At 61.8% G+C, this 20,461-nt stretch carries 11 protein-coding genes and 2 pseudogenes; 4 read left to right on the top strand and 9 right to left on the bottom strand.

Features of this window, described 5'->3' with window-relative positions; genetic code table 11:
• From BG61_RS34645 to BG61_RS45115, 3 genes are all read right to left on the bottom strand, one after another.
• Window positions 1-300 (bottom strand): H-NS histone family protein (locus tag BG61_RS34645; protein WP_035942772.1); only part of this gene is annotated, 300 nt, incomplete at its 3' end.
• A gap of 1,149 nt (window positions 301-1,449) precedes the next feature.
• On the bottom strand, window positions 1,450-1,590 hold the full coding sequence (locus tag BG61_RS43460; protein WP_169743334.1) for a hypothetical protein: 141 nt from the start codon (window positions 1,588-1,590) through the stop codon (window positions 1,450-1,452).
• Window positions 1,591-1,917: 327 nt separating this feature from the next.
• Complete coding sequence (locus BG61_RS45115; protein WP_174479757.1) at window positions 1,918-2,319, bottom strand: hypothetical protein; 402 nt, start codon at window positions 2,317-2,319, stop codon at window positions 1,918-1,920.
• Between the two features lie 201 nt (window positions 2,320-2,520).
• On the opposite strand from BG61_RS45115, the gene BG61_RS34635 reads away from it, so the two are divergent.
• Window positions 2,521-2,979, top strand: a complete 459-nt coding sequence (locus tag BG61_RS34635) for an RDD family protein (protein WP_232255970.1) — start codon at window positions 2,521-2,523, stop codon at window positions 2,977-2,979.
• A gap of 45 nt (window positions 2,980-3,024) precedes the next feature.
• Window positions 3,025-3,370, top strand: a pseudogene (locus tag BG61_RS34630) (tripartite tricarboxylate transporter permease); the annotation flags it as partial.
• Window positions 3,371-3,460: 90 nt separating this feature from the next.
• Here the strand turns inward: BG61_RS34630 and BG61_RS34625 are convergent.
• Both BG61_RS34625 and BG61_RS34620 read right to left on the bottom strand, forming a co-directional pair.
• The gene (locus BG61_RS34625; protein WP_035925855.1) at window positions 3,461-3,850 is read right to left on the bottom strand and encodes a carboxymuconolactone decarboxylase family protein; all 390 of its coding nucleotides are present in this window, start codon (window positions 3,848-3,850) and stop codon (window positions 3,461-3,463) included.
• 124 nt (window positions 3,851-3,974) lie between these two features.
• Complete coding sequence (locus BG61_RS34620; RefSeq protein ID WP_035925649.1) at window positions 3,975-5,270, bottom strand: hypothetical protein; 1,296 nt, start codon at window positions 5,268-5,270, stop codon at window positions 3,975-3,977.
• Window positions 5,271-5,515: 245 nt separating this feature from the next.
• Between BG61_RS34620 and BG61_RS34615 the strand changes: the two genes are divergently transcribed.
• A complete protein-coding gene (locus BG61_RS34615) occupies window positions 5,516-6,274 on the top strand; it encodes a hypothetical protein (protein ID WP_035942769.1) in 759 nt (252 codons plus the stop codon).
• A 195-nt stretch (window positions 6,275-6,469) separates the two neighbouring features.
• Here the strand turns inward: BG61_RS34615 and BG61_RS34610 are convergent, their stop codons facing one another.
• Together BG61_RS34610 and BG61_RS44380 are read right to left on the bottom strand one after the other, a co-directional pair.
• Window positions 6,470-7,345, bottom strand: a complete 876-nt coding sequence (locus tag BG61_RS34610; RefSeq protein ID WP_035925643.1) for a lipid A biosynthesis lauroyl acyltransferase — start codon at window positions 7,343-7,345, stop codon at window positions 6,470-6,472.
• A 420-nt stretch (window positions 7,346-7,765) separates the two neighbouring features.
• Window positions 7,766-8,392 (bottom strand): LysR family transcriptional regulator, encoded by a 627-nt coding sequence (locus BG61_RS44380; protein WP_232255969.1) that lies wholly within the window; start codon window positions 8,390-8,392, stop codon window positions 7,766-7,768.
• A 14-nt stretch (window positions 8,393-8,406) separates the two neighbouring features.
• Between BG61_RS44380 and BG61_RS34600 the strand changes: the two are divergent.
• A pseudogene (locus tag BG61_RS34600) lies at window positions 8,407-8,892 on the top strand (SDR family NAD(P)-dependent oxidoreductase); the annotation flags it as partial.
• A 265-nt stretch (window positions 8,893-9,157) separates the two neighbouring features.
• Here BG61_RS34600 and BG61_RS34595 read toward each other — a convergent pair.
• Together BG61_RS34595 and BG61_RS34590 are read right to left on the bottom strand one after the other, a co-directional pair.
• Window positions 9,158-17,731, bottom strand: a complete 8,574-nt coding sequence (locus tag BG61_RS34595; protein WP_035925640.1) for a GH36-type glycosyl hydrolase domain-containing protein — start codon at window positions 17,729-17,731, stop codon at window positions 9,158-9,160.
• Window positions 17,732-19,154: 1,423 nt separating this feature from the next.
• Window positions 19,155-19,886, bottom strand: coding sequence for an MBL fold metallo-hydrolase (locus BG61_RS34590; RefSeq protein ID WP_035925637.1), 732 nt, complete (start codon window positions 19,884-19,886; stop codon window positions 19,155-19,157).
• Window positions 19,887-20,461 lie beyond the last annotated feature (575 nt).

The following is a 20,461-nucleotide window of genomic DNA, read 5'->3' as shown; positions in this document are numbered from 1 at the left end:
ATGTCCACTCCACGTCGCGCCGGTCTTTGGATCACGATATTTCGGCGGCAACTTGCCCTTCTCCGCCTTCGCCTTGGTTACTGCCTTGCCCCCGCTGCCCTTCGCGGACGCGGCGCCTGACGGACGACCAGCGCGCTTTTTCGTAGCGGAATGCGCGTCGATATCTGCCGTGGTCAGCCCGTGCTGGTCCATCAACTTTCGGATGTCAGCAAGGACCGTCTTCGCCTTCTTCGCCATCATGGCCTCGGCCTGTGCCTGGAGTCGTTTCATTTCGCTTTGGATTTGTTCGAGGGTGGCCATAGAGGGCTCCTTGAGAATGTCACACTTGCACTATGCCACCATTCATGCCTTTAACGAAGAGTGAAGCGCGCTAGCGGGTTGATTATTTATGCATGGTCGTTAAGGCGTGCACTGTATCGCACACCTTAGGCTCGTGAAGCACATGCACGGCTCCTGCTTTGCGATGAAATTGCCTCCTATGCAGCGGCATCGCTGACATCGTGTCCGAAGTCTGAGCAGATTCGTCGGCTGGCGCACGCTCTACCGAGCGGGCAAGCGTGCCTCACAGTCGAGAGAACAAGGCGTGCCTTGTCTATTGTCCGAATGGTGTTCGTAGACGCGCCCTGGCGGATCGCCTTGGTCCAACACGCGCTCGACTGGGCGGACCAAACCGATCCCCGTTTCCGGGCCAGCCGGCATGCGTCACGCGACTGATCGCTTCCAATATCTCCCCCGAATCCGGTAGTAATTGTCGTCAGTCAGGACAACGCGCTGAAGTTCAGCCTTAGCGCCGCACGGAAGCCTTGGCCTGCTTCGATGCCCGAAATGGCTGCGTTCGCGGCGAAGCTGCGCTCAGTCTTCGGTGAAGAGGTAATTGACGATGCAGTCAAACGCGGGATATCTGGGGAGCCGAACGTCTATGCCTGCGAAAACGGCCATGCTGTTCGCACGGCAAGTCCGGCGAACGACAGCGCCTGGCGCGTCAACGCTGACATACGAGACCGGCGATATTGCCCTGGCTGTGACGGCGGATGCGTCGGGCAGGGTGTTGGTTGCAAACAGTGGCTGAAACAAACCGCAGGCAAGGAGAAATCGTCAAACGAATAGGATTCGCCATTGTTGACGGCGACGCTCGCGTCAGCTGCGTTCGCGGCTGGCGGCTAGACGGAAGTTTGGATCCCGCCGAAGACTCGTGCGACCAGGGCCAGCATGTCAACGCTACGCGCAAGCCCGCAGTTCACCGACATGCTCCGTCGGCATTTCAAGCGAAGAAGCCAGAACCGGACGTAGTAGAACGCCGGATTCTTAAAGTACGCATAGCCTCGCACCCCAGCCATCCCGGTAGATTGGCGCGTCAGGGCAAGCTGCCTCCGCGTCTTCGGGCACATGCAAGGGCGGTGCCGTCGAGCGACGGCACCGTCGGTGGTATGGCGCAGTGAGCGCACGAAATTACGAGAAAAGAGCTTTAAGGCGTTGCATGAATACAGCGAAGCGCCCGTGTTTGCGGGGTTGCAACGACAGCATGGCATCGTAATGGATGCGCGATTCCTGGACCTGCGGAAGTTGGGACAAGAGGAGGCCGAAGTTCATGAAATTTCTCCGAGCGTTTTGGCTAACGCGGTTCTCAGAAAGCCAGCAGACGCGGAGTCGAGCGCACTATGCGCGTGGCCACGAACGTCTACTCGCTTCCCTCAGGTAAAGGGAAAAGTGAGGTGCATATGGGATAACAGTCACTGTCCGGCATGACGGCTCCTTTCCGGCGTCTGGTACGCGGGTGTTCATCTACGCGCACATCCTCGCCTGTGATAATGGCGCGAACGGGCGCAGCCACGAGTTGACGCTCGCGACTCGGTCCCACATGGACGTGCGCATTCGCGGGATCCATATGGTGCTCTTTGTGGTGCACGGAGAAAGTAACTACGGTGCGCACCGTCTGCCTGTGGCAAGACGGCGGCTGGGAAAGGGAGCGCGGACGTCCTGCCGGTCAGGCAGCGAATCTGTAGGAAGGTCGACTGCTGCAGGTATCCAAGGCATCAGCCCCGTCGATGACAATTGCGCGATTTTACGCCCTCCGGAATCGGTTGCAAGTAAATAGATGATAAAAACCCGTTGCCGAACCAGAATGGCAATGTCGAGGCCGACGCCACTGCCCGGGTAGAAGAAGCCCGCGACCATGAAAGGCGACAGCCAGCCAAACAGCGTCTTGGCGACTGGCGCGTCGCGCCGAAAAGCGCAGTGACTGGAAGTGCGGTGAAAGTGGCGTTGCGACGTGGGATGTGTGCCCTGGGCCGCGCCATCCAGGAAAAACAGAAGCTTCACAAACGGTTTGCCGCATCACGCTATCGACGATTTCAGGCGATGTATCCACGAAGAGGCTAACAAACTCCAGCAGCCAGACGCCCCGGGGAATCTGCCCGTGAGGGCCGGTGCGGATGACTGGATTTGCGTGCATCATCCCGTTGCCGAGGAAGCCCAGTCGAATTCTTACCAGCGGCCGACTCCTCCAGTACGAAACCTAACGTGAATCTACTAATGCGTTATGCAAGCTATTCCCGTCGCGCCTGGGCACTGGCCATCGATTCAATCTGGTGGACTGTCATCGTGCTTTTTATCCCTCTCGGTCCTTCAACGGAGGACCTTCTCATGGCACCGGATTCCCTCACTGCAACCATTCTTCTGTGGCTAGCAATCGGACAATGTCTACCGGTACTGGCTACCGGAGTTCTATGGGCCATATGGGGCACATCGCCGGGAAAGCGAGCGCTGCATTTGCGAATCGTTGATAGGGACACTGGACGACAGATGACTGTAAGGCAAGCCAGTCTGCGCACACTCGGCTATCTGGTGTGCTTCGCGACATGCGGAGCGGGTTTCTTGCCGATGCTGTTCAACGCGCAAAAACAAGGGTTGCACGACCGTATGGCCAATACCGTTGTGATTGACGACGAGCCATTCGACAGAAAGCTTCCGGCAAAGTAGTGATTACGGGCGAATCCGATTGTGCGAATGACAGCTGGTTCGGCTTTGCACACGATGCTGAGCACTTGGGAGTTTCTCGGATTCGGTCTGCTGGCGGTGGCGCTGGCTGCGCTCATTGCGTACCCCTTCTCGATGAACTATGCGCACCGGGCCGCGTCATTCAGTCTCGAAGAAGCTGAGCCACGAAGCCATCATCGCTACGTTCGTGGGCCTGATTGTGGCGATCAGCGTGTGGGAGGGACAACTCCTTGGTCTTCTGGTCATTCTGACCGTGGGGCTGCTTGGAGGGTTACTGTCAAAACGTATCGGCTTTAACACAGGCGTGCAATTCGTGGGCTACTACACCGCCGTCCTTACGGTGCCGGCACTTCTCAAGCTTATCGGTGGGTAGTTTCGCGGGCGCGCTCCTGGAAATTCAAGCGCCGCTATTCGTTCCAGAGAGCCCTTCCAGCTGACAGGCGTCGAGGCCGGTGACCATCCTTCAGTCAGTGACCTCGATTCCGAGTTCATCAATTACCTCGCGGGCCGCCCGAAAAGCTTCGACCGCGGCCGGCGCGCCCGCATAAATTGCGCTATGAAGCAGCACCTCGCGAATCTCGGTGAGTGTTGCTCCATTATTCAATGCGCCGCGAAGGTGCCCCTTGAGTTCTGCACTTCTCCCGAGCGCTGCCAGCATCGCGCAAGTGCACAGACTACGCGTTCGAAGGTCCAATTCATCCCGTAGCCAGGTACTCCCCCACGCGTGCTCGTTGAGCCACTCCTGCAACGGTCGGGAGAATCCATCGAGATTGCTCATTGCGCGCTCGACGAAGGGTGCCCCCATCACCTCGGTACGGCGTTGCTTGCCGGGGCTGGATTTTTCCTTGCTCATGGGTATCTTCTCCGTTATCCACTGCGGGGCCAGGCTTCCATTTCGCCGCATCCGTCGCTTTTGCATGGTGACAAGGGGCCCGGCTATCCTTGCGGCCGCTGCCAGCAAGACAACGGGACGACTGCTATGCGGTATCGAGAATACGCAGCTTTTCATCCAGATCCGTAACCGCATGGCCAGCGCTACGGACCTCTCCCGCAAGCTTTCGCGCGTACATGCGGCAGTTCTCCAAGGTACTGTGCAGTTGCGGTTCGGCGCGCATGGCGGCAACTGCTCTCTCGATTTCCGCCGGCGGGTCACTCAAGAGCGCTGCGACGACCTCTTGTGGAGGTATCGGAGAGGCATGGCTGCGCAACTGGCGCATCCAATCCGTTGCATAATTCGCCGCGTGGCGTTCTCGCTGAAGGGATTCGGCGTTCTCGAGCGCAGCGAGTTGGCGAGCATTGTTGTGAAGCGCGGCGCGCCAGGCTCCCATGACCCTCCCTCGCAGTTCGGCGATTGAATGTCCGAGCGACTCGTTCTCGCCACCTGCCATCAGACGATGGTCTTCAAGTATGTCCAGCCGCTCCCTCAGCCCATTGAGAATCGGGTGCCAGTCGACCGGCAACTGCGCGTGTCCGTCGAACTCACGAGCAAGCTCAGCCAGTTCCTTCCGAATCGCGGCGACGGTCTGATAACTCGCAACACGCGCTTCATAGACGTCATTGGAGGTGACAACCTGACGATGCAAGGGGAAGAGGGGGTTGTTATAGCGGCGCTGCAGATGTCGCTCGAGAGCGCCTGGCGAGGCGCTCCACTTCCAGCGGGGCAAGGAGCTCGGGTCAAAGCCCTGGAGGGTCTGAACCATGGGTTTGAAAATCGGCAGCGCCTGCTCAGTGGCGTTGCGAAGGCAGACCGCCAGCTTGATGTCGTTACCCTCAAAATCCACATTTGTTCGACCGTAGTATGGCGAGCCGGATTCCTGGAGCAGGAAGCCCGTCGCCAGAAAGTACTCCATCGGCAGTTCCACAGATCGGCCACCTTGCACGAAGCTGCGATGTTCAGGCCGTGTGGAATCAAATGACTGAATAATCCTATTCTCCAGTTCAATCAGAGTGTCGAGAGCGTCCCCTGTCGAAGGCTGAGCTTCGTCTGCGAGCAGACAAAACGTGTCGCGAGCCATTCTCGCGGCAACGACCCCGTGCTTTTCCGCGAAAACCCAGAACCACAGGGCGAGCAGATAGCCTTTCGACGCACTCTGTGCGGTGTTTTCGATGTTGGGCGCAAACACGACACCGGACACGTTCCAGTTGGAAAAGGGCGGCGTGTCTGCTCGCATCAGCATGCCAAGCAAAAGCCGCAATGCCTCGGAGGTGTCAGTTGGTCCCTCTGACGAGGCAGGCGAATGGGGGGTTGATTTGTTCCAAAACTTCCAGTCCACGATGTCCTCGACGGAGCAAATACACGCTGTTCCGGGGGCGCGCAGTGAACACGCGCATGCGTACCTTCTGAAGTCTCGCCAATCATGGCGTTTTGCGCACTTCAAGGCAAGAGTTGGCTGACCCGTGAAGCCCCAGGCGCAGCGACGAGGTCGTACACTTCCAGTCACCCCTGCCGATTTAGCCGACATCGATGAAATCAGCCTGTCCGGTCACAGTCGTTGCGTACGAACGAACCGGTCTCGACTTGACGGTTGCATTCCTTCCCGACCAGGCCTTCGTTGTGCCCGGGGAGGTGGCAACACAATTCCCTCAGGCGCTCGCCGAGTGGAAGAAGCGGCTTGCCTTCGATAGCGTGCGAGTTCAGCCCTCGCATATTTCCGTTCGCGGCAACGTTGTCGAACTGTCCGGAGGACCTATTCGCTACAGCGAACTTCGGGCGCTGAAACAGTGTCTCAGGAACCTGCACAACGAAGCTCCAGCCACTTTTGCAAACCTTCCTGCGGGATTCGTCTCGTCTGCCGGTCTCGTGGTAGCCGTCGTCTCCGCTGAAGGGCTCGTGCTCGCAGCGCTGCGCGGTAACAAGGTAGCCGTGCATGCCAACCGATGGACGCTCGGCTTGGGCGAGGGCCTTGAGGCGATAGATTTTCAGGCCGGTACGCTCGATCGAGCCGTCCTACGCGCGTTGTCGGAAGAACTGCACATATCCGAGGCGGACATGCCCGCTGCCAGCGTGAAGATTCTCGGCCTGGTCCGCAATCTGGAAACCCTTGATATAACGGTCGTCGCAGTCGCCGATATGCAGGGGGCGGGTCAGGCATTCGCAGCAGCCGAAATCGTTCGCCGCGCGGCAGCGGCCGATGACGCGTGGGAGCATGCGCGGCTGGTCTTCATCCCGCCCGAGCGAGCGTCGTTGGACCGCACAGTCGCAAGCAGCGGGTTTTCCGAGGTGCCGGGGATGCATGTCGTTTTCAAAATGCTGGTTGGATATCTGTCGGCAAGCTAGGGCGCTCGACGCTCTTTTCATTTGATGCACCGTGGTGGGGTCCGGCACCCGCTTTAAGTTGGGAGCAGGCGGTCGATATGAGCGTATGTCGGATGAACGTCGCTCCGCTCCTTGACGATGTCGACACCTTTCAGCAACCAAAGCACGGCGCGCCGGGATCGTCCGCTTCGGCGGTTCGCCGGCAAGAAGGCTTGTTCAATAGACCCCTGCCGCTCCCGGTGGACGATGCTTGAAGCGTCGATGTACCCAGTAATACTGTTCCGGACATTTCAAAATCTGCCCCTCGAGAAACGCATTCATGCGACGCGCGTCATCCGCGTCGCTTAAGGACGGGAAATCGTCGAGCGGTTCAAAGACTGTCAACTTATATCCACGGTAATTCGGCAGCACCTCGGTCACGAACGGTACGACCCGCGCATGGCCCAGTCTTGCAAGTCGCGAAACGGAAGTGAGCGTGCAGGCGGGAACGCCGAAAAAAGGGACAAAAACCGAGTTGTCAACGCCATGATCCATGTCTGCCGCGAGCATGACTGGTTTGCCTGAGCGCAGTAGTCCCACGATCTTTCTGGCGCTCGTTGAGCGCTCGATCATCTCTGCGCCAAACCTGCCGCGTTGTCGCTTCGCCAAGTCGCACAAGCGTGCGTTTGACATGCGTGTGTACAACGAGGCGGCAGGCAGGTGCGTCGAGTAAAGGATGCAGCCAACCTCGATGGCCACGAAGTGAAAGCCCATGAAAATGGTAGGCGGAGCATTCTTGTCGTAAAGATCGATTTTGCTGTCGATCTCGATAAGATTTTTCAGCGATCGCGCGCTGCCAAACCATTGAATGCCGCGTTCGAAATAGCTGCGCGCCACGTGGCGAAAGTGGTCCCTCGCAAGATCATCGCGCTCTCGATCCGTCTTGGCGGGGAAACAGAGGCGCAGGTTGACCAGGACCACGTGTTTGCGGTGGCTTGGAAACGCATAGAACGCTGCACCGAGCCCGCTGCCAAGCCTCGCGACCCACCTGTAAGGGAGCAGCGAAAAAGCTCGTAGCAGCGCTACGATGAGAGCAAAGCCAAGTTGGTTCACGAGTCTCTCCTGGTGCGACGTGGTCGTGAAAAGCGAGCTTGCATGTCGACGCCTGCACAATATCGCCGCACGCGCTGACAGCGCACTGGCGACGCTTTTTAATAAGCAAAATGCCTCAGCAACAACGATTCGTAGCCCACTCTGGCGGTTCAGCCGAATGTCGGAATCCGGGTCAAAAGGACATCGGCAACAACAATCGCTGTCGCCGGTGCCGACCGACCCGTCTGCGTCGTTTAAGCACGGCCGACAACCGTACGATTCCCAGCCAGCTCTCGACATTTATCCGTGAACTCGCCGGTCGGGCGCGCGCTCTCTGCCACAATGAACGGTGCTTCTCGTGCTTTAGCTGTTTGAGGCCAGGTGCATTCAACTGACTACCGGGATATTGCGAATACGAATTCTAATAACGCGCCCGATCACTCATATGGCGTCAGGAGGTGCCTTCGAGCAGCCGTCAGCTATGCGTTCGACGATAACGTTTGTGGGGTCTCGGTTGGTTACGTTTCGGGTGGAAATGCGAAGGTGGCCCGATACGATATTTGATTGAGCGTAGCACCTGATCATGTCTTTGGAATTGGGAATTACCACTCCCTCGCCTGTCGTGGCTACGAAGGTAATGCAATTCCGAAGTGGCTTATAACTTCCGCTCCACTGGTCGTGGCGAACGCTCCCCAGGAGAGTTCGAAGCCCAAGAGCGTGCAAGCCCGAATCCGCTAGCGAACCGTTGCGCAGCGCCAGATCGATATGCTCGTCGATCAGGTTGACGGTGCTATCGCTCAGCAACAGCCTCCTATGAATGCCGGGATGGAGCGCCTGAATGCGATCGAGCGCAGGCCGCAGTTGAACGCGGCCGAAGTCGTTTGTCGATGTCACGCGCATTGGCCCGGTCAGCAGCCCGTCCTCTTTGAGGCTCGTGAGCGTTGCGTCCCATTCATCCGCAATGCGGCGCGCGTTCGTCAGCAATGCCAGACCCTCGTGCGTGAACACCGGTCGCCGCGTCATGCGTGTGATCAGTGTCGCTCCGACTTCCTGCTCCAGTTGACTCACCGCCAGCGTCACCCGAAGACGAGGACTGGCAGCGGTTCTTCAATATCAATGTGATGTCGGGCGTGCGGATATCTCGCGCATATCTGCCGGGGATGAAGGCACGGAACTGGGGGCGAGTGGTATTCATGAGCAGCGAGAGAGCGATTCAGATTCCCGTCGAGATGATTCACTACGGCATGACAAAGATCGCTCAGCTTGCCATCTCGCGCGGTCTAGCCGAGACGTGCGCCGGCACAGGGGCGACTGTCAATGCAGTGCTTCCAGGGCCCACAAGCTCCGAGGGTGTCAATGTGCTCGTGGAGAAGCTGTCGCAAGGGCAGTCACTTCATGACTTTGAGAATACGTTCTTCGAGGAGGCACGGCCAAGCTCACTGCTGAAGCGGCTCACGACGCCGGACGAAGTCGCACACCTCGTGGTGTATGTTTGCTCGGGTTTGTCCTCTGCTACTACGGGTGCAGCCCTTCGCGCCGATGTAGGCGTGGTCCGTGCCGTTATCTAACGGTTGCTGCAGATGCCTGCTTCGTGTCCGCGCAAGGAGCGCTGTCTCAACATGAGCGGGGCTAGCGGAGGCATCTGCTCGAACGTGCAACTGATGCGAAATCAACAGGGCGCTTCAGACTCGGCCGGATTTAATGCGCTCTATACCGGCGACGTTGCAAGCGCGATCCCGACCGGCCGTTCGCACGATGCCGCCCGCGCACAGATCGATACGTTGCGCAAACGTGGCGATCGGCGAGGACCATGTGCTGCGCACTGAAGCCCCGTCATGCGACCTGCTCGCCGGAGTCGACGTCCTCGTGCACTGCCGTGCGAAGCGAAATCACGAGACTGTGCGATTTCCCGTCCAGCGGCACACGCACACGACCATCGTTGCAATCAATGCCTGCGCCGTCGAGTTGCACATGCGTCGTGCCGTGCCCGCGTGAAGCTTCCACGCGGATGTGGTAGCGCGTCGAATGCATATCGACTGTCGCGTCGAACCCGGGCCACGCATCCGGTATGCATGGATCGATCACAAGGTCGTCCGCCTCGCGACGAATCCCCAGTATGCCCTCGACGCCCGCCCGGTACATCCACCCGGCCGACCCCGTGTACCAGGTCCAGCCGCCACGCCCGACATGCGGTGGCACCGAATACACGTCGGCGGCAACTACATATGGCTCGACCTTGTAGCGCGCGACCTCCATCGGCGTGCGCGCATGATTGACCGGATTGAGCATCGAGAACAGCCTGACGGCCTTGTCACCATGCCCGAGCTTCGCAAATGCAAGGACGGCCCACATCGCCGCGTGACTATACTGCCCGCCGTTCTCACGCAGACCAGGCGGATAACCCTTGATATAGCCGGGATCGCGCGGCGTCTTGTCGAACGGCGGCGTGAACAACAGGGCAAGCCCGTCCTCGCGGCGCAGCAGGTGCCGTTCGAGCGAGGCCATGGCGAGCGCCGCGCGCGCCGGGTCGGCTGCGCCCGAGAGCACCGCCCACGACTGCGCGATCGAGTCGATGCGGCATTCGTCGTCTTGCCTGGAACCCAGCCACGTGCCGTCGTCGAAGGTCGCGCGGCGATACCACTCGCCGTCCCATGCATCGCGCTCCAGCGCCTCGCGCACGGACACTGCATGGGCGCGCCAGCGCGCGGCGCGCTGATCGCCGCGCGATTGGGCCAGCGGCGCGAATAGCTCGATCGTCCTGATCAGCAGCCAGCCGAGCCACACGCTTTCGCCCTGACCGCCGGCGCCGACCCGATTCAAACCGTCGTTCCAGTCGCCGGTGCCGATCAGCGGCAAGCCATGAGCGCCCGTCAGCTCGATGCATTGATCCAGTCCTCGCGCGCAGTGTTCGAAGAGCGTCGCCGATTCGTCAGCGATCATCGGCTGAAAAAAGGCATCGTGCTCGCCGGGCGCCAGAGGAGGTCCATCGACGAAGGGCACGATCTCGTCGAGCACCGCCGCATCGCCCGTGCAGTCGATGTAGGTTGCGCTCGCGTACGAGAGCCAGACGCGATCGTCGGAAATGCGCGTTCGCACGCCCTGCCCCGAATGCGGCAGCCACCAATGCTGAACGTCTCCTTCAACGAACTGCCTCGACGCGGCGCGCAGCAAATGCCTGCGTGTTTCGCCGGGCTGCGCGTGCGTGAGCGCCATGCCGTCCTGCAGCTGGTCGCGAAAGCCATAGGCGCCGCTCGCCTGATAAAACGCCGAACGAGCCCACATACGGCACGCGAGTGTCTGATAGAGCAGCCAACCGTTCAACATCAGGTCCATCGCCCGATCGGGCGTCCTGACCTGAACGGTGCCGAGCACGGCTTGCCAGTGCCTCGTCACGTCGGCGAGGACTGTATCGAGATCGGTCCTGCGATAGCGTTCGATCAAGACTCGCGCCTCGTCGACCGAAGCGCATTGCCCGACGAGCCACACGACTTCGACAGCCTCGTCGACGCCAAGCTCGATGACGTCCTGAAGCGCCGAGCACGGATCGAGGCCCGCGCCGGTAACGCCGGACAGCGGCGTGTTGCCGGTCAGTGCGAGTGGCATGACGGGCCCGCCGTTACGCCCGAGGAATTCCGTTCGATCCGCGGTCCAGGCCGTCTGCCGGCCACCCAGATCGGCAAATGCAACGCGCCCTGCCATGGCAACGCTCCATGGGTTATGCGCCAGCATCGCGCCAGTGGCCGGGTCGATCTCTGTCGTGATGAACGGCCCCGAAGCGCCGCGCGACGTGCCGAGTACCCATTCCATCCACGCCGTTACCGACAGACGGCGCGGCGCACCAGACAAATTGCGCAGCGTCAGCCGCGAGATCTTCAGGGGATCGGCGAGCGGCACGTATTGCAGCAAGTCGAGTGCGATGCCGTGTGTCTCGTGTTCAAAGCGGCTGTATCCGAATCCGTGACGCGCGATGTACGTGCCTTCGTCGCGGATCGGCTGCGCGGTGGCGCACCATACGGTGCCGCTCGTTTCGTCGCGCACGTAGATGGCCTCGCCGGCGGGGTCTTCGACCGGATCGTTCGACCAAGGCGAGATCTGGTTCTCGCGACTGTTTTCGGCCCATGTGCAGCCGCTCCCTGTAGCCGATACCTGGAAGCCGAAGCGAGGATTCGCGACCACGTTGATCCACGGCGCAGGTGTCGTTGCGCCGGCGGAAAGGACCGTGACGTATTCGCGGCCGTTCTTGTCGAAACCGCCGAGACCGTTGAAAAAATCGAGCCCCGCAGAAACCGGCGAAGCCGCGGCAAGCGGCGATACCGCCGGCGGCTTGCGCCGTATGCACGCGGACACCTGGCGCTGCACCGGCGGCAAACGGGCGATCTGCTCGGCGATGGAACCGCCGCGGGCAACAAGTTCGACGCGCGCAGCCGAGCGCAGCAACGCTCTTGCGTCGACGCTCATCAAATCCGAGCGCAGCGTGTAGACACTCCCCTGCGCCGGCACTTCGCCCAGCCGCGGCCGCGACTGACTGCTGCGCACGGCGGTCTCGATTGCGATCTGCAACTCCTGGACATACGACGACGCCCGCTCATTGACGATCACCAGATCGATACCGAGACGCTTCATTCGCCAGTATTCGTGCGCCCTCAACAACTGTTGAACCTGAGCCATGTCGTCGATGTGATCGATGCGCAGCAGCAGGATCGGCAGGTCGCCGGAAATGGCGTGCGGCCACAGACCGGACTGCATCCCCGCCCCTCGAACGATCGCGTCCGACGGCGCCCTGAAGCGCGGATCGACGTAGATGAGCGGCGCCGCCAGGCGCTGGAAGTCCGCCGCCTCGTCTGCCTCGATGCCGAGATGGCGCAACTGAACCTGCGCTCGCGTCCACGCGAGCGTTTTGGCACGATCGAATGCGTTGCCGTCATGGTGGTTGTCGATCAGGTCGATGAGTTGCGCCCGCGATGCGGCGACCACGGTCCAGAAGGTCACGCGCACTACCTTGCCCGGCGGCACCAGCACCCGATAGCGGAGCGCAAACACCGGGTCGAGCACGGTGCCTACCGTGTTCGTCAACGGCTGCTCGCCGACGATCGCAGCCGCGGTGCCCGCGTTTTGCCCTCGACCCAAAAAGCGCGCGCGATCCGACTCATGCTGCGGATCAGCGGAGATTTCCCCTTCCACCACCGCGAAATGCGCAGCCCACACCTCCGGCTCGTCGTGTGAACGCAAACGGCGCGTCGCCACCAGTGCGCCGAATTCGGGGAGATGTTCGGTCTGAACGAACATCCGCGCGAACGCGGAATGTGCGTTGTCCGCGGCGGGCGTCGTCAGCACGAGCTCCGCGTACGACGTCAGTTCGATCTCGCGGGTACGTCGTCCGCTGTTCGCAAGCGACACGCGGCGCACTTCGCCGTCGGCCTCGTCGGAGACCAGTACGTCCATGGTGGTCGTCAGGGATCCGTCGCGGCGAGTGAATTCGGCATGGTCCTCGCCGAACGCGACATCTTCGCATTCGGCTTCGCTGCCCATCGGCTGTGCGCCCGCCGACCACACGTGGCCGCTGCGCGTATCGCGCAGGTAGATGAACGAGCCCCAATCGTCACGGGTCGGGTCTTCGCGCCAGCGCGTCACCGCGATGTCGTGCCAGCGGCTGTAACCTGCACCGGTCGCGGTCAGCATCACCGCATAGCGTCCATTCGACAACAGATGAGTGACCGGCGCGCCACCCGCCGTCGCGGGTGCGTCGATGCGCCGGAGCTTCGGTATTACCGCGCCGGAAACGGCGGCGGCCGTGTTCACTTCTTCGGCGCGCGGATGCGCCACCGCGACGTCGCGCGGCATGCGTTCCTGCAACAGCAGTTCGCTCGCCTGAATCATCGGCTCGCGGTGAAAGCGCGATCGCATCTGCGCGCCGAGCAACGTGTTCGCGATCGAGACGATCGTCATGCCCTGGTGATGCGCCATGAAATTGCGGACGATCGCGACGTCTTCATCATCGGGCAACCGCGAACGGGTGAAATCGAGCGCTTCGTAGAAGCCATAACGTCCAAGCGCGCCCATCGCAGCGAGTTGCGCGTAGTTCTGCCGCGCTGCCTGCGGATCGACCATCGCGGCCAGCCCCGTTGCGTATGGCGCGATCACGCGGTCCTCAGAAAGACCGCGTTTGAGGCCGAGACCCGGCACGCCGAAATTGGAATACTGGTAAGTGAATTCGATGTCCCGGGCGTTATATGCCGATTCCGAAATGCCCCACGGAATGCCGAGAGCCCGGCCGTACGCTGCCTGCCGTTCCACCACCAGGCGGCTCGTCTGTTCGAGCAGGCTGCCGACGGGTGCGCGCATGACGAGCGACGGCATGAGGTATTCGAACATCGATCCCGACCACGAGATCAGCGCCGACCCGTTGCCGACCGGCGTCGCGGCGCGGCCAAGGCGGAACCAGTGACGCGTCGTCACGTCGCCTTTCGCAATGGAAAAAAGGCTCGCAAGCCGCGCCTCGGAGGCGAGCAGGTCGTAGCAGTTTGGATCGAGGCGGTTGTCGGACCGTGAATAACCGATTGACAGCAGCTTGCGTTCGGGATCGAGCAGGAACGCGAAGTCCATGCCGAGCGCCATCGCGCGCGCCGTATCGGCGAGTGCCTTCAGGCGTTCCTGCAGGCGGTGCGGCACGTCGGCAAGTTGTTGCCGGTCGCGGCCATGCTCGACGACGCTCCTTGTCAATGCGTCGATCCAGAAGAGCGGCTCGGTGGAACCGTCGTCGCCGCCCGCGGGCACGATGTCACGGGCTGTCTTTGCGGCCTTTTCCGTCAGACGCGCGAGCGACGGCGACAACGCCTCGAGCGACCTGGGCCCGTACAATTGCGCGTCGATCTCATCGAGGACCGCTGCAAGCTGCTTGCCGCGCTCGCCGCTTGTACCGGGCAGCGCGTCGATGGCTTCGCGCGCGAGCTGCAGGTTGTCCGTCATTCCCAGCCGCGCTGCCGGCGCGAGCGGCGCATGCAGCCATTCTTCGCATGCGTTGGCGAGAACGATCAGATGGCCCGCCAGATTGCCGCTATCGACCGACGAAACGTAAGCCGGGGCCAGCACCTGAAGGTCGAGCGTACCGTACCAGTTATAGAAGTGTCCTCTGAAACGCTGGAGTTTCTGCATCGAAGCGAAGGCCGCTTCGATGCGTTCGACCGTCTCCGAAGTGCCGGCCCAGCCGAAATCGCGAGCGGCGATCGCCGACAGGAGATAGAGGCCGAGATTGGTCGGCGAAGTCCGGTGCGCGACGACCGGCTTCGGGTCTTCCTGGAAATTGTCGGGCGGCAGCATGTTTTCTGCCGGCGTGACGAAGGTCTCGAAGAAGCGCCACGTGCGCCGTGCGATCAGGCGCAGGTCTCGCGTGTCCGGATCCGACATCGCAAAGCGCCGCGCTACGGCTGGCGAGCGGCTCGAATACAGCGCAAGCGGCGGTGCGGCGAGCCACAGCAGCATGAACGGCAACACGAGCGGCCAATTCGACGGCGCATACACGATCGCCCCCGCCGAAAGCGCCAGCCCGAAAGCCGTACCGCCCGCCATGCGCCGGTAGAAACCGTGCAGGTCGAGGCGCGGACTACCTTGCGATTGCGCCGCCGTCGTCCACTCGAGCAGACGCCGGCGGGTCACGTGCAGACGCGTCAGCGTGCGAACGATCGCGTCGCCCATGCGCCACGCCTGATCAGCCAGAAATGCGGTCGACAGAGCGGTTTGCAGTCCGGCGACGCGTACGTCGGCAGCGAGCCTGCCCAAGTGATTGCGCAGACGGATGCCCGCGTGACGCGGCAGGATCGCGAACAATGCCGGCAGGAAAGCAGGGATCGCAATCGCCGCGAGCACGAAGAGCGCGCCCGCGATGCCGGAGCGCATCGGCATCAGCCAGGACACCGCGAGCGCGGCGACCATGAACGGCGCCAGCAGCGAGCGGCGGAGGTTGTCGATCATCTTGAAGCGTCCGATCGGCGGTATCGCGTGACGGCCGCGTCCACGATAGCCAATGATCCACGGCAACAACTGCCAGTCGCCACGCGTCCAGCGATGCTGCCGCTTGCCCACGACGTCGTAACGCGCTGGCATCTCCTCCACCACCTCGACGTCCGACGCCAGGCCGGCGCGGGCGAACACCCCTTCGAACAAGTCGTGACTCAGCAGCGCGTTCTCCGGCACGCGTCCATGCAATGCCGCTTCGAAGGCATCGACGTCATAGATCCCCTTTCCGGTGTATGAACCCTCGCCGAAAAGGTCCTGATAGACGTCCGACACAGCCGCCGCATACGGGTCCATCCCGCCGGGCCCCGAGAAGACGCGTTGATGCAGCGAGCCTTCCTGTCCGACTGGCAGCGAGGCCGTGACGCGCGGCTGAAGAATCGCGTACCCGTCGACGACGCGTTGCTCGAGGTCACTGAATCTCGGCCGGTTCAGCGGATGCGCCATCTTGCCTATCAGCCGCATTGCGGCATCGCGTGGCAGACGCGTATCGGCATCGAGCGTAATCACATAGCGCACATTGTCCGGCACATGCGGCGGGCGCCCGCCGATCGGCATGAAGGTCGTATCGGTCGCGCCGCGCAGCAGCCGGTTGAGTTCGTGCAGCTTGCCGCGCTTGCGTTCCCAGCCCATCCATGTGTTCTCGCTCGCGTTGAATACGCGGCGGCGGTGCAGTAACAGGAAGCGGCTGCCACCCGCACCCGGTTCATATTGCCGGTTCAGCGCTGCGATGGCGTCAGCAGCGACGGCGAGCAAATGGGCATCGCCAGCCATCACCTCCTGATCCGCATCAAGGCCGTCCACCAGCAGCGCGAACGACAGGTCGCCGCCCGCGCCTGCGAGGTGGTGCACCTCGAGGCGTTCGATCTGCTCGCGCAGATCGGCTTCGCTCGTCAGAAGCGTCGGCACCGCGACCAGCGTGCGCAGCGACGAAGGCACGCCCGACGTCAGTTCGAGACCTGGCAACGTAACCGCGCCAAAACTCCAGGTAATTGCCCGGTTGACCAGCGCGCTCGCGATCTCCGTGGCGGGCAAAAATCCGCATGCGGCGAAGAGCGCTATCAGCGTCGCATCGAGCCCTCGCGGGGCCAGCGACCATAGCATCCACAACGCCAGCCCAAGCAATGCCGCGGCGACCATCAGGATCGCCCCGGCGTAACCGGTGATGCCAAGGCGCGCGTTGAACCGCATGATGCGCAGGCGCGGTGAAGGGCGGAATTCGATTGCCCGCTCAAGCGCCGGGCGACCTTCCGCGATCAGATGAAACCCCGGATCGGCCGCACGCTCTGCGTATTCGGCGTCGCCGACGAGCGCCGCAGCCTGCGCCGATCGAAGCGCGAGATCCGCGACTTCCAGTTCCGCCAACTCCGAGCCGCGCGCCAGCTGTTCGATCGCGCTGCGGTAGAGATTGCGCGTCGCGAAATCCATCGCGGCGAAGGCGCTTTCCGCGCGCAGTCGGGTGTCGACGAGACTCACGCTCTCGACCAGTTCGGCCCAGTCGATGTCGGAAATCAGGCGCATGCTGGTAATTACATTGCGTACGGTCACGTGCGATGCGCCCTGCCGTTGCTGCGCGTGCTGCACGACTGCGTCGATCGACGCACCTTGCAGTTTCAGCCGCTCTTCGAGCCAGCTGAGCGCCGGCGTGGTGCGCGGGTCCTGGTCGCGCAGACGCTTGGCGAGTTGCGCAGCAAAGAGCTCCGACAACACGCCCGACGAACGCGTGGAAATATCCGCCTCCAGAGCCGAGCGGGCGCTGCCCGACGCGAGCAAACGGTCGGTCAGCGCATCCGCGTCCGCGCGCGCGGCACGTCCCGCCGTGATCTGGTCCGTGAGGCGCCTGAGGTTCTCGATCAGTACGATGCGCAGCGTGATCGCGACAGCCCATAGCTCGCCAATGGTCAGTGGCTGAACGCGCTGATAGGCATCGATGAAGCGCCGCAGGATCTGCGGATCGAAATGGCTGTCCGTATGCGCGACGAACGCCCACGCGACACCGAATACGCGCGGATAGCCCGCGAACGGGCCCGCTGCGAGCTTTGGCAACTGACGGTAATAGCCCGGCGGCAGGTCCTCGCGGATTTCGCGGATCTGTTCCTCGACGAGGTGGTAGTTGTCGAGCAGCCATTCGGCGGCCGGTACCACTCCGCGGCCCTTCTCCAGCTCGTCGGCACTCGCCCGATAGGCGGCCAGCAGGACGGCGGCGTTGTCGTCGAGCCTGGTATGGAGCGACAGGACGGCGGCCGGCGTCTTCGTGACGGGTTGAGCGTTGGCGAGACTCTGGGCGTGCTGCTCCAATCGCTCGATACCGAACAGTTCGTCACGCACCGGCGCCGTATCGGCCCACAGGGAAGACGGCCGGCGACGCGATGCGATATAGCGGAAAACCGTGTTCATAACCGTTATCGGCCGGTTGGCGGCCCCGTTGGCGAACGGTTGGCGACCGGTTGGCGGCGGACACAGGACGACGGCCGCTCACCATCGGCGACGGTACGGCATACGCCGGCCCTCACCGCTTTCGTGACCGGTTCGAGAGTAAAAGGGAGATGAGATGGAGACGTCGACGTGCTCGCACGTCTTCGCTCTGGACTGCGCGGCGGAGAGATCGATCCGCGTACGCGCGTATCGGCTATTTCGTCTTCGTGGGTGCGCTGGCTACGGTGCTTTTGGGGGAGGTCCCCCAGGAGGCAACTTCCGCGGGAGAGGCTACCTTCTTCGGCTGTTTCGGTTTTTTGGCCTCTCGATTACCACGTGCCTGACTCTTTGCCATCATCCTGCTCCCGCATCGACGGCCGCGAAGGCGACCGCTACGCTGCACAGTGTGGGCGCATTCCGAAGAACTGTCGCGATCTATTTTTCAACGCCCCCGCATGTTGTGCGTATGAGGCCTGCGCCGCGACAGGTGGCCGTCGAGTCTGGAATCCCCGTCCGCCGGGCACAGCACACAAAAAGAATCGGAGCCGCCACCGCTCACACATACGTGCCTGGAATGCGGGCATACCTTTTTTCTCGCGATGATCAAACTCCGCCGCGCGACAACCAGGTGTTGCCGCATCCACTAACTCCTTTGCATCGAACCCCAACGTTGCTGAATCGAGACCCTGAGGTCCTTAGCTGAGACTTGAATGTCCTTAAACGACCTTAACCACCGCCTGTTTACGCTCACGCGGAATTGACCGGCCTGAGCCTGTCGTTTTCATCGGATTTTTTGGCCGACGTGATTGAATGCTCTGCTCAGTCACTGAGCATGGGATACCGAGGTGATCACGATGGACATGCCCCACATCCATGGCGCCTTCACGACATGCAGGGGGCGTAGAATATTGCTGCGGACTGCGTTCAGGCACCCCCTCGAGCGTCGGACGTGAACGACAAGTCGAACCGGCGCTTGGGGGTTCCGAACTGACGAGCCGCGTCTACGAGGTCGAGTCGGTCGATCATGAGTTCAAGGAGACGACATGGACGCAGTGTGCCCGCTGCACGGGCCAACCAAAATCATCCGCACGAATGCGTACGGGTTTCCGGTCTATGCGTGCTGCTGCGACGACGTGGCCTATGTGACGCCCCCGGATGCGTGTACGAGGGCACCGACGCAATCCGGACGCGACCCGCAACCCGAACAACCGAAGACAAGGAGAGAATGAGTCGGCCAGTTGCCCTCGCGGACCTTCACTGACCTGCGAGTGAACCAGAACGACCTCAACATCGCCAACGCGCAGCAGGAATCGCAGACGAAAACAGACGACCAGCGGCGCCTCGCGCTCTCGCGTCCGACTCTCGCGGAATCACACCGTTCATACCGAGTGCGTCCGCCAGCCGATCATTCGCGCACGCTCCGGGCCAGTGAACGCAACAGTTCCGCGCCATCGCCGCTCCAGGCACTGCCATGCATGCATGCCAGCGTTGTCGGCGCGAGTTCAGCCAGTCTCTCGAACATGGCGTCGGCGTTTCGAGTATGCGAAAAATAGTCCATGCTGCGCCGAAATGCTTCGCTTGGCCCCAGAATGTCCGACGTAGTGAGCGGCGGAAGATTCGCTCCACCCTGCGTAAACAGGTCGCCGCAAAGCAACGTTCGGGTTCGCTCCTCCATCAGGAAGCCGCATTCCCACGCATGCGGCAAATGGGGCGTGTCGATCCACCGTACGGTATGACTTCCGAGGCAGACACCCTGTCCGTCCGCCAGGGCGACAGGCGGCCGGTCGGCGAGATCACTGATGGAAACGAGCGCGGCAACGGTACCGCACAGCGGTGACGCGTGAGGCGCCGTTGCAAGCCACTCGTTGAGCGACCCGCATTCGTCCGCCTCGACGTGGGAAAAGGCAAGGTGCCGGAGTCGCCCCGGATCGATGACGCTCGTCAGCGCCTCGCGCACCAGGGAAAACATCTTGCGGGGCCCGGTATGAAACAGCAGCGGCTCATCATCGACGATCAGATACTGATTGAACGAGAAGCCCCCCGAGTCGCCCGGGATCATGACCGGCGTGTTGATGCGATACAAGCCGTCGGCGATTTCCTCGACGTTCGTACCCGACTGCGAATTGGTGATGATCATGTGCTCCTCCCGGGTGTCTGCTTTCACCTCGCGTGGGCGCGCCGCAAAACCACATCAGAGCCAGGCATCAGTGCCTGTGTGGACAAGTTATTCGTCTGCCCAGAAAGACGTCCGGGCGAGTGCTTCAACCCGGAAGACTTAACGTCGTGCCGATACGAGCGTATTCTGCGTTTCCCTATCGTAGCAAATGCCAGCGGGAACGCGCGAGGCCATGCCTCCTTCCGTGAGCGATCAAAACGACTGAAAGGGCGCAGGCGAGCCTTCCGTAGCAAATGGCCGGCATCGGAGTGGAACGGCACCTGGAGTGCCTGCCCTCGCTCACATACGAACGACGGGGATCGAGCCTATGCCCGACCCGACGATGATCTTGCAACATTAAGCGGCGATAGCCTGCCGTCGATCGGCGGTTCGCAACCCTCACGGCGGTCCTTCGTCACGTCGCCCCTGCAAGAGCGGGTTCCAAGGTTGAAGCAGTCATTCAGACGGCGGCGCAGAAACTGCTCTTGCGAGCGAACCGTCGCTAGTCACCGGCCGCTCGCCAGCCATGCCTCAGACAGCACGGCGCACCATCAATT

It is taken from the genome of Caballeronia glathei (assembly GCF_000698595.1).
GTDB lineage: Bacteria > Pseudomonadota > Gammaproteobacteria > Burkholderiales > Burkholderiaceae > Caballeronia > Caballeronia glathei.
This window is presented reverse-complemented; position numbering and strand designations above follow the sequence as displayed.

Bases quoted from the DNA above. Each gene is read 5' to 3' on its own strand.
- BG61_RS34595 (WP_035925640.1), bottom strand. From the start codon at position 17,731: ATGAACACGGTTTTCCGCTATATCGCATCGCGTCGCCGGCCGTCTTCC.
- BG61_RS43460 (WP_169743334.1), bottom strand. From the start codon at position 1,590: ATGAACTTCGGCCTCCTCTTGTCCCAACTTCCGCAGGTCCAGGAATCG.
- BG61_RS34590 (WP_035925637.1), bottom strand. From the start codon at position 19,886: ATGATCATCACCAATTCGCAGTCGGGTACGAACGTCGAGGAAATCGCC.
- BG61_RS34625 (WP_035925855.1), bottom strand. From the start codon at position 3,850: ATGAGCAAGGAAAAATCCAGCCCCGGCAAGCAACGCCGTACCGAGGTG.